The following is a 14,621-nucleotide window of genomic DNA, read 5'->3' on the forward strand; positions in this document are numbered from 1 at the left end:
CTCTGCTCCTCCTTCCCTAGTGGGCGATGGCGAGCTCGGACTGCTTGTCGAAGAGGTGGATCTTGTCCACGTCGACGGCGCACTTGATCTGGGAGCCGGTGCGCACGGTGCTGGCGGCGGAGAGGTGCGCGGAGATCTGGCCGCCGTCGACGTCGGCGTAGATCATGGCCTCGGAGCCCAGCAGCTCATAGACCGTGACGCTGGCGGGGAAGGTCTCGGAGAGGGTGCGGCCTTCGGCGTACTCGTGCTCCTCGACGACGTCCTCCGGGCGGATGCCCATGACGACGACCTTGCCCACGTAGCCGCCGTCCTTGAGGGCCTGGGCCTTGGGGCCGGTGAGGGTGATGGTGTTGGCGCCGAAGGTAAGCGCCACGCCCGCGCCCTTCTCGCTCACCTGGACGTCGATGAAGTTCATCTGCGGGGAGCCGATGAAGCCGGCGACGAAGAGGTTGCAGGGCTCGTTGTAGAGCTTGGTGGGGGTGTCCACCTGCTGCATGACGCCGTCCTTCATGACGACGATGCGGGTGCCGAGCGTCATGGCCTCGGTCTGGTCGTGCGTGACGTAGATGATCGTGGCTCCGAGGCGATCGTGGAGCTTGGAGATCTCGGCGCGCATCTGGACGCGGAGCTTGGCGTCGAGGTTGGAGAGGGGCTCGTCCATCAGGTAGACCTTGGGCGCGCGGACGATGGCGCGGCCCATGGCGACGCGCTGGCGCTGACCGCCGGAGAGGGCGGACGGCTTGCGGTCGAGGAGCTTCTCGAGGTCGAGGATGCGGGCGGCCTCGCGGACGGCCTTGTCGATCGTGTCGGCGTCGACCTTGCGGAGCTTGAGCGGGAAGGCCATGTTCTCGTACACGGTCATGTGCGGGTACAGCGCGTAGGTCTGGAAGACCATGGCGATGTCGCGGTCCTTGGGCTCGACGTCGTTGACCACGCGACCGTCGATCTTGAGGGTGCCGGAGGTGATGTCCTCGAGGCCGGCGATCATGCGCAGCGTCGTGGACTTGCCGCAGCCGGACGGGCCGACGAAGATGATGAACTCCTTGTCGGCGATCTCGAGGTTGAAGTCCTTCACCCCCTCATAGCCGTTGGGGTACTTCTTCCCTACGTGTTCCAGTGAGAGACTCGCCATTGCGAAACCTTTCTCCCTGCCCGACGCCGCGGCGCGGCACTTCCGGGCCCCACCTTACGTTGGCTTAATTCTAGGCTGACACTTTTGCGCGCTTTTATATGTATTTTGGTATGTTTTCTATCTATCTACGTGTTTGCGCTGGTAATCGTCTTGTCTTTTTCTTACGCGAGAAGTTCACCATTTCGCCCAGCGGAATCGATTCCCGGGCAAGCGGTTTTGATGGTTTTTGTTTCCGCAGGTCAACGAGTTGTCCAGGTCTCCCGTGAAACAGAAATCGATTCCATATTTGCTCAGATTGATTTGCCTTTATGCGTCTTCTTATCAAAACATGTATAGCTGAAATGCGTTATACTATGCAAAATGCGTCATACGTCTGAGCGCACCCTCGGCCGCTCGGCACGGCCGACGCGAGGAAGGGGCGGGAGATGCCCGCGCACGAGCTTGAGTTCTCGACGTTTCCCAGCGGTCACTACGTCGACCTGATGCCGTACCAGTACGGCCGGGAGACCTGCACGCCCGGCCACGCCTTCGGGCCCGCACGGCGCAGCCACTTTCTCTTCCACTACATCATCTCCGGCCGCGGCCTGCTCATGTCCACGGACGACAAGGGCGCCAAGGCCGACCACCGCCTCGGCGAGGGCGAGGGGTTTCTCATCTTCCCCGACCAGGTCAACACCTACGTGGCGGATCTCGACGACCCCTGGGAGTACGTCTGGGTGGAGTTCGACGGCATCCACGTGAGAGACGACCTCGAGGCCGTCGGGCTCACGCCCTCCTCCCCCGTCTACCGCTCGCGCTCCAGCGAGCTGCGCGACCTCATGGTCGACGAGATGCGCCACCTCGTGAGCAACCGGGACGCCTCGCCGCTGCACCTGATCGGCCACACCTACCTCTTCCTTGACTATCTGCTGCGCTCCGCCGACCACCCGGCGGAGCAGGTGACGGGCAAGCTTCAGGGCTTCTACATCCGCGAGGCAGTGGACTTTGTCAAGGAGCACTACCAAGACGACATCACCGTCGAGGACATCGCCAGGCGCACCGGCCTCAACCGCAGCTACTTTGGCAAGGTCTTCAAGGCGGCCACGGGCAAGTCGCCGCAGCAGTACCTCATCGGGTACCGCATGTCCAAGGCCTCCGAGCTGCTCAAGCTCACGTCGCTGCCGGTGGCCGAGGTGGGGCGCGCCGTGGGCTACCCCAACCAGCTGCACTTCTCGCGCGCGTTCAAGGGGGCGTACGGCGTGTCGCCGCGCGAGTGGCGCCGCCGCAACGCCCTGACCCTGTGAGCCGGCCACCTGCACGTTGGGGACAGTCCCCAACGTGCTGCTAATTGGGGACTGTCCCCAACGTTCAGGTCCGAGCCGAACGTCCCGGCGCGCGGGCCTGCGCGGGGCCCGTGCCGAGAAAAACGTCCGATTGCTGCCGCTACGGGCGGGCGGCCGATATACTGGCGGCGAGAGAAAGGACCCCCATGCTCGCCGACTACCACGTTCACACAGGCTTCTCCGACGACTCCGTCTACCCGCTCGAGCAGGTCGCGCGCGACGCGCTGCGCCTGAACCTCGACGAGGTCTGCTTCACCGAGCACGTGGACTACGGCGTCAAGCCCGAGTGGGACCAGCCGACCGGCGCGCGCTTCGAGGACGGGCACCCGGTCACCAACTGCGCCTACGACGCCTACCTGGCCGAGCTCGACCGCGTGCGCGACGAGCTGGGGGACCGCATCTGCCTGCGGGCGGGCCTGGAGCTGGGCGTGCAGCGACACACGCTGGGCGAGAACCGCGCGCTGCTCGAGCGGCTGACGGGACGGCTCGACTTCGTGATTCTCTCCATCCACCAGGTGGGCGACCTCGAGTTCTGGAACGGCGACTACCAGCGCAGGCGCACGCACGAGCAGATCCACACCGCCTACTACGAGGAGATGCTCGCCGTGGCGGAGGCCTTCGACGGCTACTCCGTGCTCGGGCACCTCGACCTCATCCGCCGCTACGACCCCTTCGGCGACTACCCCTTCGAGCAGGTGCGCGACGTCGTGGCCGAGATTTTGCGCCACGTGATCGCGGACGGCAAGGGCATCGAGGTCAACACGTCCGGCATCCGCTACGGCCTGGGGGACTTCCAGCCCAGCCGCGAGATCCTCGAGCTCTACCGCGACCTCGGTGGGCGCATCGTGACCGTGGGCTCTGACTCTCACACGCCCGAGCACCTAGGCTCCTACCTGCGCCTCGCGTACCGCGAGCTCGCCGAGCTCGGCTTTGAGGGCGTGTGCACGTACGAGAAGGGCGAGCCGCGCCTCGTGCGCCTCTGACGGCACTTGACAATGACGTCAGGTTATATTGTCAAGCCGCCGGGGCAGCCGCCCATCGCGACGATGCGGTCGTAATAGCCCAGACGGCGGGCGAGGCTGGCGTCGAAGTCCTCCACGAAGCAGCGCGCGAAGAGTGCGTCCAGCACGAAGAGCAGCGAGAGCCCCGTGCCGAAGGGCGAGACCTTGCGCGCGTGATCCTCGTCCGGGGAGAGCGCGAGCTTGACCGTCGCGAACTCGTCGAGGGGCGTGGGCGCGGCCGACGCCACCAGCACGACGGGCACCCCGCGCCCCGCGAGCTCCCGCGCCGCCGGGCGCGACACGAACCCGCGGCCGCCAAAGGAGACCAGGACCACCACGTCCTTCTCGCCCGCAGAGGCCGCCGCGAGACGCTGCTCGTACTCGTCCACCGGCACGCTCACCGCACGCCCCACCTCGGCCATCTGAAAGCGGAAGTTCTGGGCGAAGGCGACGTTTCCGGCCGTGGCGAGCACCGTCACATGCTCCGCACCCCGCACGAGCGCCGCCGCGCGGTCGAGCGCGGAGGGGTCCAGCACGTTTGCCGTGGAGGCGAGCGTCTGCGCCAGGTCCTTCTCGATCGCCTCGATGACCTGGGCCCCGTCTTGGCCGGCACGCACCGGGAAGTTGACGTCCACGCCGGCGCTCTCGCGCCTGAAGTCCGCGAGCGCGCTCGCCACGCGCACGCGGAGGTCCGCCAGGCCCGGGCAGCCGAGTTTCTCGCAGAGCCGGTACACCGTCGACTTTGAGACGTGCGCCCTCGAAACGAGCTGCTTGGAGCCATCGGCGAGAAACGCCTCGGGGTCGGCGAGGATGACGTCGACCAGGGCGCGCTCGCCGTCCGAGAACCCCTCCCCCATCCGCAGGCGAGTGAGGACGTTCATCGCGGCGCCCCCTCGAGGCAGCGGCCGCGCAGCTCGGCGACGTCGGCGTCGCTCACGCCCAGCGCGTCATGCACGTAGCCCATCACGCCGCCGAACTCGCGCGTCACCGCGGCCACCGCCGCGCGAATGAAGCGCAGGTTGGCGTCGGTGCGCTCGTCGGCCGGGTCGGGGTTGAAGCGGTTGGTGGCGAGATAGTCCTCCTCGACCGCCTCCCAGGGCACGCCGAGGGCCGCCTCCACGAGCATGCTGCCCATGCCGCAGCGGTCGCGCCCGAAGTGGCAGTGCCACAGGACCGAGCCGTCCGTGGTCTCCAGCACACAGCGCAGCAGCGCGCGATAGGCCTCGATGCCGGACTCCCCCAGCAGGATGTGCGGGTAGACCATCTCCATGAAGCGCGCAGGGTCTCCGTCGTCTGCGCGCGCGGCCTCCAGCTGGGCGCGGGCCTCGGCGTTCTGCGAGATGCCGGCGACCGTGCCCCTGAGCGCGTCGGCGTGCACGTAGCGGACGCCGGGCAGGCTTTCCACGCCGTCCGGGTACTCCGCGAGCTCGTCCTCGCCGCGCAGGTCCACGACCGCGCGCAGGTGGTAGTCCTCGATGAGCCGGCGGCGGTCCGCCGTGGTGGCAAAGTAGAGCGTGCCCGAGCGCAGAAGCAGGCCCGGGCGCACGCGCCGACCGTCGGCCGTGGGCAGCCCGCCCAGGTCGCGCGTGTTGGGCAGGCCCTCGAAGTCGATGCGGCCAAAGTTGGGCCGGGCGTCCGTGAATTGCATGAGAACCTTTCGTCGTCTGTGAATTGGGGACAGTCCCCAATTCACATAAAACTTTTGTGCGAATTGGGGACTGTCCCCAATTTACAGAGTCGCCGGAGGCTCGCCGGTCTCGAGGATCTGCTCGAGGGCCGCCTCGTCGAGCACCGGCACGCCGAGGCTCTCCGCCTTCGTGAGCTTGGAGCCGGCCGCCGCGCCCGCCACCACGTAGCTCGTCTTCTTGGAGACCGAGCCCGTGACCTTGGCGCCGAGGGCCTCGAGGGCGGCCTTGGCCTCGTTTCGCTTGAGACGCTCGAGCGTACCCGTGAGCACGAAGGTGAGCCCCGAGAGCGTCTGCGGGCGCTCGGGCTCCGCGCGCTCCTCCTCGAGCACCACGCCGGAGGCGCGCAGGCGCTCCACGACGGCCACGTTCTTCTCGACCGAGAAGAACCCGCGCACGCTGGCGGCAATCTTGGGGCCGATGCCGTCCACCGCGGCGATGTCCTCCTCGGTGGCCGTCGCGAGCGACTGCATGGACCCAAAGTGCGTCGCGAGCTGACGCGCGACCGTGGCGCCCACGTGGCGGATGCCCAGGCCAAACAGGACGCGCGCCAGGCCGCGGCGCTTGGACTCGGCCACCTGTGCCATGACCTTGGCCGCGATGACCGGGCCGATCACGATGTCGGAGCCGTCCATGGCCTGCCGTCCGGTCCAGACCTCCGCGAGGTCCTTCTCGGTGAGCCTGTCATAGAAGTCCGCCACGTCCGCGAGCAGCCCCTGCTCGACCATGCGTGCCACGATCTCGTCGCCCAGGCCGTCGATGTCCATCGCGTTGCGGCTGCCCCAGTGGATGAGGCGCTCCACGGCCTGCGCGGGGCAGTCGATGGAGACGCAGCGGTAGGCCACCTCTCCCTCCTCGCGCACCACGGGGCTGCCGCAGGAGGGGCAGGTCTTTGGCATGCGGAACTCGGGCGCGCCGACCGGGCGCAGCTCCAGCACCGGGCCCACGACCTCGGGGATGACGTCGCCGGCCTTGTGGACCACGATCGTGTCCCCCACGCGGACGTTCTTGCGCTCGATCTCGTCCACGTTGTGCAGGGTGGCACGCGCGATCGTGGAGCCGGCCACCGTCACGGGGTCGAACTCGGCCACGGGCGTGAGCACGCCGGTGCGTCCCACCTGCACGCGAATCTCGCGCAGGACGGTGCGCTTCTCCTCCGGCGGGAACTTGAACGCGATGGCCCAGCGCGGCGCGCGCGCCGTGAAGCCGAGCGCCGCCTGGCTCGCGAGGGAGTCCACCTTCACGACCACGCCGTCGATGTCGTAGTCCAGCTCGTCGCGATGCGCGAGGGCGTTCTCGCAGTAGGCGTGGACCTCCGCGGCGCTCATGCAGCGCGCGGCGCGGTCGTTCACGGCAAATCCGCAGTCGCGCAGCCACTGGAGGAAGTCCCACTGGGTGTGGACGTCGATCGGGGCCTCGTCGGCCACGGCGTAGATGAAGGTCTCGAGGTCACGATGGGCCGTCACCTTGGGGTCCTTCTGGCGCAGGCTCCCCGCGGCGGCGTTTCTCGGGTTGGCGAAGGGCGCGGTGCCGGCGGCGTCGGCAGCCTCGTTCAGGCGCGCGAAGGAGTGGCGCGGCATGTAGACCTCGCCGCGGACCTCCACCGAGCGGCCCAGGCCCCCCTCGGTCAGGCGCGCGAGGCCGGCCGGGGCGAGCGCGCGGGGCACGTCGGCGATCGTGAGCACGTTGGCGGTCACGTTCTCTCCGGTCGTGCCGTCGCCGCGCGTGGCGGCCCGAACGAACTGCGCGTCCGCGTAGGTGAGCGCCACGCCCAGGCCGTCGATCTTGAGCTCGCAGGTGTAGGCGGCCGGGTGATCCGGCGTGGCGCCGAGGGCCTCGTCGGTGCGGGCGAGCCACTCGTCGAGCTCGGTGAGGTCCATCGCGTCGTCCATCGAGTACATGCGAGCCGCGTGCGTGACGGGCTCGAACTGCTCGGACACGTAGCCGCCCACGCGCTGGGTGTAGCTCTCGGTCGTGACGAGCTCGGGGTGGGCTGCCTCCAGGGCGAGCAGCTCCTGGAGCGTGCGGTCAAACTCCGCGTCGCTCATCTCCGGGCGGTCGAGCGCGTAGTAGGCGTAGGCCGCGTGGCTGAGGATGCGGTTGAGCTCGGCGTGCCGGGCGCGCGGCGGCTGCGGGGCGGCCACGGGCTCCACCGGGGCGTCATCGCCAAACAGTGACGCCTGGACCTGCACGTTCTTCTCGTCTGCCATGGGAGCTCCTTGCCAGCCTCGCGGTTCTTCTCGGCCCATCATGGTAGCGCATGGACGCGTGGCCGCCGACCACGCGACGCGGCGCCTCCGGGCCCCGTTGCCGCGAGGGGCCCGGGCCCGAAGGCGCGCGGCGGATGCCGTTCCTACGCCAGGTCCTCCCCGTTGGAGGCGATGACCTTCTTGTACCAGGCAAAGCTCTTCTTGCGCGAGCGCGCGAGCGTGCCGTTGCCCAGGTTGTCGCGGTCCACGTAGATGAAGCCGTAGCGCTTCTTCATCTCGCCGGTGCCGGCGGAGACGAGGTCGATCGGGCCCCACATGGTGTAGCCCATCAGCGGCACGCCGTCCTCCTCGACCGCGAGCCGCATCTGCTCGATGTGGGCGCGCAGGTAGTCGATGCGGTAGTCGTCCTCGACGTAGCCGTTCTCGTCCGGCTCGTCCACGGCGCCCAGGCCGTTCTCCACCACGAAGAGCGGCTTCTGGTAGCGATCGTAGATCTCGTTGATCGTGGTGCGGAAGCCCTTGGGGTCGATGGGCCAGCCCCACTGGGTCTCCTCGAGGTAGGGGTTGCGCGCGCCCATGAAGAGGTTGCCCTCGACCTGCTCGGCCGGATCGGTGGAGACGCAGCGCGTGTTGTAGTACGAGAAGGACACGAAGTCCACCGTGTGAGCGGCGAGGATCTCCTCGTCACCGCGCTCCATCTTGGGCATGACGCCCTTGCGCTCGAGGCGCTTGAGCGCGTAGGGCGGGTAGGCGCCGCGAGCCTGGACGTCGATGAAGAAGTAGTTCTCGCGCGCGTACTCCATGGCCGCCCAGACGTCGTCGGGGCTGCAGGTGCGCGGGTAGACCGAGCCGGAGGCCAGCATGCAGCCGACCTTGTTCTCGGGGTCGACCTCGTGGGCGATCTTGGTGGCCAGGGCGCTCGCCACAAGCTCGTGGTGGGCCGCCTGGTACTTGATGGCGTCGTGGTCCTCGCCCGGCTCGAAGCAGATGCCCGCGCCCATGAACGGCGCGTGAAGGATCATGTTGATCTCGTTGAACGTGAGCCAGTAGCGGACGAGCCCCTTGTAGCGCGTGAAGAGCACGCGGCAGAGGCGCTCGTAGAACTCGATCATCTTGCGGTTGCGCCAGCCGCCGTACTCCTCGATGAGGTGCATCGGGCAGTCGAAGTGCGTGATCGTGACGAGCGGCTCGATGTTGTGCTCGCGGCAGCAGCGGAAGAGGTCCTCGTAGTAGGCCAGGCCCTCCTCGTTGGGCTCGAGCTCGTCGCCGTTGGGGAAGATCCGCGTCCAGGCGATGGACAGGCGGTAGCACGTGAAGCCCATCTCAGCGAAGAGCGCGATGTCCTCGCGATAGCGGTGGTACATGTCGATGGCGCCCTTGGCCGGGTAGAAGTGCTCGTCGTCAAAGGCGAACATCTTGCGCTCGCCGGTCACCACGGCCGCGCGGTCCGGGCCCACCGGCGCCACGTCGACGTTCGCCAGGCCGCGCCCGCCCTCGTCGAAGCCGCCCTCGCACTGGTTTGCGGCCGTCGCGCCGCCCCACAGAAAGCCCTCGGGAAAGCCCATGAGTAGCTCCTCTCTGTCCGGTTGCCCGCCCGTGCGGGCCTCTATGCCTAGTGTGACGCAAGTGAGCCGCGAGTTCGCCGGAAAAGGCTCGCTATCGCGCGCGACGATCCAGTGCGGCCAGCGCTCGGCCGCCGAGGACGAGCTGGCCCGCGAGCACGACGGCCGCGACGGCCCACAGCAGCGGGTAGCCTCCCGCCGCCACGAGCTGGCCGCCGAGGGCGCTGCCCACGCCGCCGCCCGCAAAGACGCCGAGGCCGATGAGGCCCGTGCAGAGCCCCGTCTGCGCGGGGTCCGCGTCCATGGAGAGCGAGACCAAGGTGGGCTGCGTGAGGATGTAGCCAAAGCCCAGGGCGCCCGCCGCGAGCAGCGCCGGCGCCCACGAGCCCGTGACGCTCACCGCGAGCAGCGCCGCGATGGCCACAAGGCCGGAGGCCTCGCCCACGTAGACGACGCCGCGCGGGCCATGGGCCGCGCCGATGCGCCCGGAGACGGTGCCGCCCACGAGGCACATCACGCCGTAGAGCATCATGATGAGCCCCGCCTGCGTGGAGCCGAGGCCGCAGCGCTCGGCCAGGAACGTCCCCATGAAGCCGTAGACGCCCAGGAAGACGAGACCCGTGGTGCAGGCCACGAGGTACACGGTGCGATGGGAGCCAAAGAAGATGCGGGCGGCGCGCGCGAGGAAGGGGCCGGTCGGGGCGGAGGGGTCGACGGCCTCTGCCCGCGCGCGTGGCGAGGCGTCCGCGGTGCCTCCGCACGTCACGGGAAGCCGCCACAGGAGGGCAAGCGCCACGACCGCCAGCACGCCGAAGCACGCGAAGGCGGCGCGCCAGCTCATGAGGTCGCAGATGATGCCTCCCAGACCCGAGGAGAGTCCCTGCCCGGTGAAGGTGATGCCCATGAGCACGCCCACCGCGGCGCCTCGAGGCTCCGGGCCCACCACGTCGCCGACGAGCGCCTGGGAGACGGCGATGATGCCCGCCGCAAAGCAGCCCGTGAGCACGCGCGCCGCCACCAACAGCGGCAGCGTGGGCGCCACGGCGCAGAGAAACGTCCCCGCGGCGAGTCCGGCCACGATCACGTGGAGCACGCGCAGACGGCCAAAGCGGTCGCCCAGCGTCCCGCACACGGGCTGGAGCAGCCCGTAGGGCACGAGGTAGGCCGTGAGCACGATGGCGGCGGCAGACGCGGCCACGCCCAGCGCGTTTGCGATGGCGGGCAGCGCCGGTGAGACGAACCAGTTGTCTGCGGCAGAGACGAGCCCGCAGAAGCCCAGCGTGTAGACAACGCGCTTCTGCTCAGAAGTGAGATTCATCATCGGCCCTTCGTGACGCCCGATCAGCAACCGGACCATTGTATGACTTCGTCGGCGCTGGGCAGCGCCGGTCTTGCGTCGGGCCGGCTTCAGATCGAGGGTCCTGGCGGCCCCGCCCCTGCAATTCTTGCCTTCGATCCATATCCGGCGGGTCCGCGGAACAAAACCCGCCTTCGATCCATGAGTTTTCAGCGCCACATGCGGACGGCCCCGCGCATCGTCCCAGTTGGCCGTTGCGCGGGGCCGTCGAAACGGCGAAAAAGTCCCAAAATCGTATGGATCGAAGCGCGGTTTTGTTCCGCAGTTCCGCCGGATATGGATCGAAGACCGGTTTTGCAGACGATTACGCCACAGCGGCCTCGTACCCGGCGTCGACGACGGCCGCCACGAGGGCCTCGTCGGCCACGGAGTCGGCGGCCTCGACCGTCGCGGTGCCCGCCTCGAGGCTCACGTCCACGGAGCTCACGCCTTCGACGCCCTCGAGCGCCTTCTTCACGTGCGCGACGCAGTGCTGGCACATCATGCCGGTCACGTTCAGGGTCTTGGTCATGGTGGGTTCCTTTCTCTCGGCTGATTCGACGACGTCAACGGACACGCTCTCTATCTCGACGACGGCAGGCGCCGCCGGCGTAACCCGCTCGCTGGGCTTCCAGGTGCGGAGCCGCAGCGCGTTGCTCACCACGAAGACGGACGAAAAGCCCATGGCCGCCGCACCGATCATCGGGTTGAGCGTGACGCCCCACGGCGAGAGCGCCCCGGCCGCCACGGGGATGCAGATGGCGTTGTAGAAGAGCGCCCAGAAGAGGTTCTGCTTGATGTTTCTCATCGTGGCGCGGGAGAGCTCCATGGCGGTGGCCACGTCGGCGGGGTCCGATCGCATGAGCACCACGTCGGCCGAGGAGATTGCGACGTCCGTGCCGGCGCCGATGGCCACTCCCACGTCCGAGCGGGCGAGCGCCGGCGCGTCGTTGATGCCGTCGCCGACCATGGCCACGACGTGCCCGGCCTCCTGCAGCTCGCGGACCTTGGCCTCCTTCTGCGCGGGCAGCACGCCGGCGATGACCTCGTCCACGCCCACCTGGCGCGCGACCGCCGCGGCGGTGCGCTCCTGGTCGCCGGTGAGCAGCACCGTGCGGGCCCCCATCGCGCGCAGCCTCGCGATCGCCGCGGCGCTCGTGGGCTTCACGGGGTCCGCCACCGCGATCATGCCCAGGGCGCGTCCGTTCGCAGAGAAGAAGAGCGGCGTCTTGCCGTCGTCGGCGAGCGCCTCTGCCGCGGAGGCGAGCTCGCCGAGCGCCACGCCACGGGCGGCCATGAGCCTCGCGTTGCCCGCCAGCACCGGGATGCCGTCCACGAGCGCGGAGAGCCCGCCGCCCGGGACCTGCTCGAAGCGCTCCACGCGCGCTCCCCCATCGGCGCCCGGGCACCGCTCGTCCGCATACGCGCAGATCGCGCCGGCCAGCGGGTGCTCGCTCTTGCGCTCGAGCGCAGCGGCCGCGCGAACGAGGTCCCCCTCGGAGACGCCCTCGACGAGGCGCACGTCGGTCACGCGGGGCTCGCCGGCGGTGACGGTGCCGGTCTTGTCCAGCACAATGGCATCCACCCTGCAGGCGGTCTCGAGCGACTCGGCGGACTTGATGAGTATGCCGTTGGCCGCGCCGCGACCGGTTCCCACCATGATGGCCGTGGGCGTGGCCAGGCCGAGCGCGCACGGGCAGGAGATCACGAGGATCGAGATGGCGTGCGTAAGCGCCGTGGCCACGTCACCCGCGAGCGCGAGCCACGCCACGAACGTCACAGCCGCGATGACGATGACCACCGGAACGAAGACGCCCGCGATCTTGTCCGCCATGCGCTCGATGGGCGCCTTGGAGCTCGTGGCCTCGTCCACAAGGCGGATGATCCCGGCGAGCGTTGTGTCGTCGCCGACGGCGCGCGCCTCCACGGCGATCCATCCGCGCGTCGAGACCGTGGCGCCGGTCACATGGTCGCCCGGGCCCAACTCCCGAGGCACGGACTCGCCCGTGATGGCCGACTCGTCGACGGCGGCCGCCCCCTCGAGCACGACGCCGTCCACCGGGATGGAGGCGCCGGCCCGCACGATCACGCGCTCCCCCACGCGGACGTCCTCGGTGGGGACCTCCACCTCCGCGCCGTCGCGCACGACGACGGCCGTCTTGGGCGCGAGGTCCATGAGGGCGGCAATGGCGTCGGTCGTGCGGCCCTTGGCGCGCGCCTCGAAGAACTTGCCCAGCGTGATGAGGGTGAGGATCATTCCCGCGGAGTCAAAGTAGAGGTTGTGCGCGGCGGCGTGCAGCGTCACCGCGTCTCCGGAGCCAACGGCCCACGCCATGCGATAGAGCTGAGCCACCGACCATACCGCCGAGGCCGCCGAGCCCAGCGCGATGAGCGAGTCCATGTTGGGCGCACGGTGCGCCAGCGTCTTGAACCCGGTGAAGAAGTAGCGCCGGTTGACAAACAGGATCGGCGCGCAGAGCAAAAGCTGCGTGAGGCCCTGAGCCATGAGGCTGGCCTCCCCCGCCAGGAAGGGCGGCTGCGGCCAGCCAAACATCGGGCCCATGGCGACGTAGAAGAGCGGCACCGAGAAGACCGCCGAGACCACGAGCTGGTCGCGCTTCTCGCGGATGGCGCGCTCGGCGGCCGCGCCCGGTCGCTCCTCCTTTGCCGCGGCGCCCTTCTCGCCCGCGCGGCGCCGGCGCTCGGCGCCGTAGCCGGAGCGCTCGATGGCCTCCACCACGGCGGCGGCCGTCTCGGGCGAGCCGTCGTAGTCGAGCTCCATCGAGTTCTTGAGCAGGTTCACGTTGGCGCAGGCCACTCCGGGCACCTCACCCGCCGCCTTCTGCACGCGCGCTGAGCACGCCGCGCAGGTCATGCCCGTTATGTCAAAGGTCTCCCTCATCGCCGCCTCCGTCTGCGAGTTGGGGACAGTCCCCAAATTACAGAAAACTTTTATGTGAATTGGGGACTGTCCCCAACTTGCAGGTCACATGAACTTGCGGAAGAGGTCCATGACCTCGTCGGTGACCTCGGTGTCTCCCGCCTGGATGCGCTCGACCACGCAGGTCTCCAGGTGGTCGCGCATGACCTCGCGCGAGATGGCCTTCACGGCTGACTCTACGGCCGCGAGCTGCGTGAGGACCTCGCCGCAGTAGCGGTCCTCCTCCACCATGGCCCGAATGCCGTTGAGCTGGCCGATGGCGCGGTTGATCCGCCGCGTGACGTCGCGCTTGAGCTCCGGCGCGCGCGGCGTGTGCTTGAGCGCCCCGCAGTGCGGGCAGGCGTCCTTCTCGTCCATGCGGCTCCCTTCTATACCCTGTGGGGGTATCACTTGCTGAGAAGTGTATACCCCATAGGGGTACCTGTCAAACGGAGGACCCGGGCGTTGTACGCAGCTGCAGTCGTTGTGTACAGTCACGGGCGTTGTGTACACTGCTGCTGAACCGCGGTTCTTCTCGCCACCACGTCTACCAGCGGTTTTGCTGAGAAGAACCTCGGATCAAACTTGCAATTGCGTACACACCGCCGAGAAGTGCGCACATCGCGGTCGGAAAAGGTCCCAAACAAGGAGGTCGCCATGCAACTTGAGACGCCCCGCCTCATCCTGCGACCTTGGCAGGAGTCGGACGCGCCCGCCCTGTTCCGCGTGGCCAGCGACCCCGAGGTCGGCCCGCGCGCCGGCTGGACCGCGCACGAGAGCGTCGAGGAGAGCCTCCAGATCATCCGGACCATCCTTGGCGCCCCGGAGACTTACGCCATCGTGCTCAGGGGGCGCGATACGGAGGACCCGGTGGGGTCGGTCGGCCTCATGATCGGCGAGGCGTCGACCCTGGCGAGCGGCAGTCGCGAGGCGGAGATCGGCTACTGGCTGGCGCGCGACCACTGGGGCCGGGGCTACATGCCGGAGGCGGCGGGCGCCCTCATCGAGCATGCCTTCTCCGACCTGCACCTTGACATGGTGTGGGCGGGCTACTACGAGGGCAACGAGCAGAGCCGTCGCGTGCAGGAGAAGCTCGGCCTTGCGCCGAGCCACGTCCACACGGCCTCGGCGCCGCGCCCAATCGACGGGTGCACCCGCGTGCACGTCACGCGCCTCACGCGGGAGGCATGGGAGGCTCGGCGCGCCTGACCCGACGAGTCGCACAGCCCCTGACGGCGCCCGCGGAGACTACGAGCGGCGAGCGAGCCCCATGCCGGCGAGGGTCATCACGAGCGCCCCGGCGGTGGCGACCACGCTGGAGGCACACGGCTGCAACATCATGAGCACGATGCCGAGAAGAACGCACGTGCCGCAGAGCAAGGCGCACAGCAGCCCAAGTCTGCGCAGGTAGGAGGCATCTCGTCCCAGCAGGCTCTCGAACATGGCACACCTC

At 68.8% G+C, this 14,621-nt stretch carries 12 protein-coding genes; 3 read left to right on the forward strand and 9 right to left on the reverse strand.

Annotated features, from left to right (window positions below):
- Positions 1–16: 16 nt before the first annotated feature.
- Positions 17–1,132: a sn-glycerol-3-phosphate ABC transporter ATP-binding protein UgpC gene (ugpC, locus tag B5F85_RS00800; RefSeq protein WP_087313445.1), complete on the reverse strand. Its 1,116-nt coding sequence runs from the start codon at positions 1,130–1,132 to the stop codon at positions 17–19.
- A 425-nt stretch (positions 1,133–1,557) separates the two neighbouring features.
- On the opposite strand from ugpC, the gene B5F85_RS00805 reads away from it, so the two are divergent.
- Both B5F85_RS00805 and B5F85_RS00810 read left to right on the forward strand, forming a co-directional pair.
- Entirely contained in the window at positions 1,558–2,415 is an 858-nt protein-coding gene (locus B5F85_RS00805; RefSeq protein WP_087313447.1) for an AraC family transcriptional regulator, read from the forward strand.
- Positions 2,416–2,600: 185 nt separating this feature from the next.
- The gene (locus tag B5F85_RS00810) at positions 2,601–3,437 is read left to right on the forward strand and encodes a histidinol-phosphatase HisJ family protein (protein WP_087313449.1); all 837 of its coding nucleotides are present in this window, start codon (positions 2,601–2,603) and stop codon (positions 3,435–3,437) included.
- Between the two features lie 23 nt (positions 3,438–3,460).
- Here the strand turns inward: B5F85_RS00810 and B5F85_RS00815 are convergent, their stop codons facing one another.
- The 7 genes from B5F85_RS00815 to B5F85_RS00845 all read right to left on the reverse strand — a co-directional run bounded on the left by B5F85_RS00815 (position 3,461) and on the right by B5F85_RS00845 (position 13,546).
- Positions 3,461–4,336 carry a MurR/RpiR family transcriptional regulator gene (locus B5F85_RS00815; protein ID WP_087313451.1) on the reverse strand — a complete coding sequence of 292 codons (876 nt, stop codon included), beginning with the start codon at positions 4,334–4,336 and terminating at the stop codon, positions 3,461–3,463.
- Positions 4,333–5,103 carry a tyrosine-protein phosphatase gene (locus tag B5F85_RS00820; protein ID WP_087313453.1) on the reverse strand — a complete coding sequence of 257 codons (771 nt, stop codon included), beginning with the start codon at positions 5,101–5,103 and terminating at the stop codon, positions 4,333–4,335. The genes B5F85_RS00815 and B5F85_RS00820 overlap by 4 nt, the downstream gene beginning before the upstream one ends.
- Positions 5,104–5,184: 81 nt before the next feature.
- Positions 5,185–7,350, reverse strand: a complete 2,166-nt coding sequence (ligA, locus tag B5F85_RS00825; RefSeq protein WP_087313454.1) for an NAD-dependent DNA ligase LigA — start codon at positions 7,348–7,350, stop codon at positions 5,185–5,187.
- Positions 7,351–7,493: 143 nt separating this feature from the next.
- Positions 7,494–8,915, reverse strand: a complete 1,422-nt coding sequence (locus B5F85_RS00830) for a 6-phospho-beta-glucosidase (RefSeq protein WP_087313456.1) — start codon at positions 8,913–8,915, stop codon at positions 7,494–7,496.
- A 91-nt stretch (positions 8,916–9,006) separates the two neighbouring features.
- Positions 9,007–10,230, reverse strand: coding sequence for an MFS transporter (locus tag B5F85_RS00835; protein WP_158094535.1), 1,224 nt, complete (start codon positions 10,228–10,230; stop codon positions 9,007–9,009).
- A gap of 343 nt (positions 10,231–10,573) precedes the next feature.
- A complete protein-coding gene (locus B5F85_RS00840; RefSeq protein ID WP_087313460.1) occupies positions 10,574–13,150 on the reverse strand; it encodes a heavy metal translocating P-type ATPase in 2,577 nt (858 codons plus the stop codon).
- 84 nt (positions 13,151–13,234) lie between these two features.
- On the reverse strand, positions 13,235–13,546 hold the full coding sequence (locus B5F85_RS00845) for a metal-sensing transcriptional repressor (protein WP_087313462.1): 312 nt from the start codon (positions 13,544–13,546) through the stop codon (positions 13,235–13,237).
- A gap of 279 nt (positions 13,547–13,825) precedes the next feature.
- Between B5F85_RS00845 and B5F85_RS00850 the strand changes: the two genes are divergently transcribed.
- Positions 13,826–14,377: a GNAT family N-acetyltransferase gene (locus B5F85_RS00850; protein ID WP_087313464.1), complete on the forward strand. Its 552-nt coding sequence runs from the start codon at positions 13,826–13,828 to the stop codon at positions 14,375–14,377.
- 39 nt (positions 14,378–14,416) lie between these two features.
- Here B5F85_RS00850 and B5F85_RS00855 read toward each other — a convergent pair whose 3' ends face one another.
- Entirely contained in the window at positions 14,417–14,611 is a 195-nt protein-coding gene (locus B5F85_RS00855) for a hypothetical protein (protein WP_087313466.1), read from the reverse strand.
- Positions 14,612–14,621: the final 10 nt, after the last annotated feature.

Source organism: Olsenella sp. An293 (assembly GCF_002159495.1).
In the GTDB taxonomy this organism is placed as follows: Bacteria; Actinomycetota; Coriobacteriia; order Coriobacteriales; family Atopobiaceae; genus Thermophilibacter.

Coding starts and splice junctions, on each gene's coding strand:
- B5F85_RS00850 (WP_087313464.1), top strand. CDS start 13,826: ATGCAACTTGAGACGCCCCGCCTCATCCTGCGACCTTGGCAGGAGTCG.
- B5F85_RS00805 (WP_087313447.1), top strand. CDS start 1,558: ATGCCCGCGCACGAGCTTGAGTTCTCGACGTTTCCCAGCGGTCACTAC.
- B5F85_RS00815 (WP_087313451.1), bottom strand. CDS start 4,336: ATGAACGTCCTCACTCGCCTGCGGATGGGGGAGGGGTTCTCGGACGGC.
- B5F85_RS00855 (WP_087313466.1), bottom strand. CDS start 14,611: ATGTTCGAGAGCCTGCTGGGACGAGATGCCTCCTACCTGCGCAGACTT.
- ligA (WP_087313454.1), bottom strand. CDS start 7,350: ATGGCAGACGAGAAGAACGTGCAGGTCCAGGCGTCACTGTTTGGCGAT.
- B5F85_RS00810 (WP_087313449.1), top strand. CDS start 2,601: ATGCTCGCCGACTACCACGTTCACACAGGCTTCTCCGACGACTCCGTC.
- B5F85_RS00845 (WP_087313462.1), bottom strand. CDS start 13,546: ATGGACGAGAAGGACGCCTGCCCGCACTGCGGGGCGCTCAAGCACACG.
- B5F85_RS00835 (WP_158094535.1), bottom strand. CDS start 10,230: ATGAATCTCACTTCTGAGCAGAAGCGCGTTGTCTACACGCTGGGCTTC.
- B5F85_RS00830 (WP_087313456.1), bottom strand. CDS start 8,915: ATGGGCTTTCCCGAGGGCTTTCTGTGGGGCGGCGCGACGGCCGCAAAC.
- B5F85_RS00840 (WP_087313460.1), bottom strand. CDS start 13,150: ATGAGGGAGACCTTTGACATAACGGGCATGACCTGCGCGGCGTGCTCA.
- B5F85_RS00820 (WP_087313453.1), bottom strand. CDS start 5,103: ATGCAATTCACGGACGCCCGGCCCAACTTTGGCCGCATCGACTTCGAG.
- ugpC (WP_087313445.1), bottom strand. CDS start 1,132: ATGGCGAGTCTCTCACTGGAACACGTAGGGAAGAAGTACCCCAACGGC.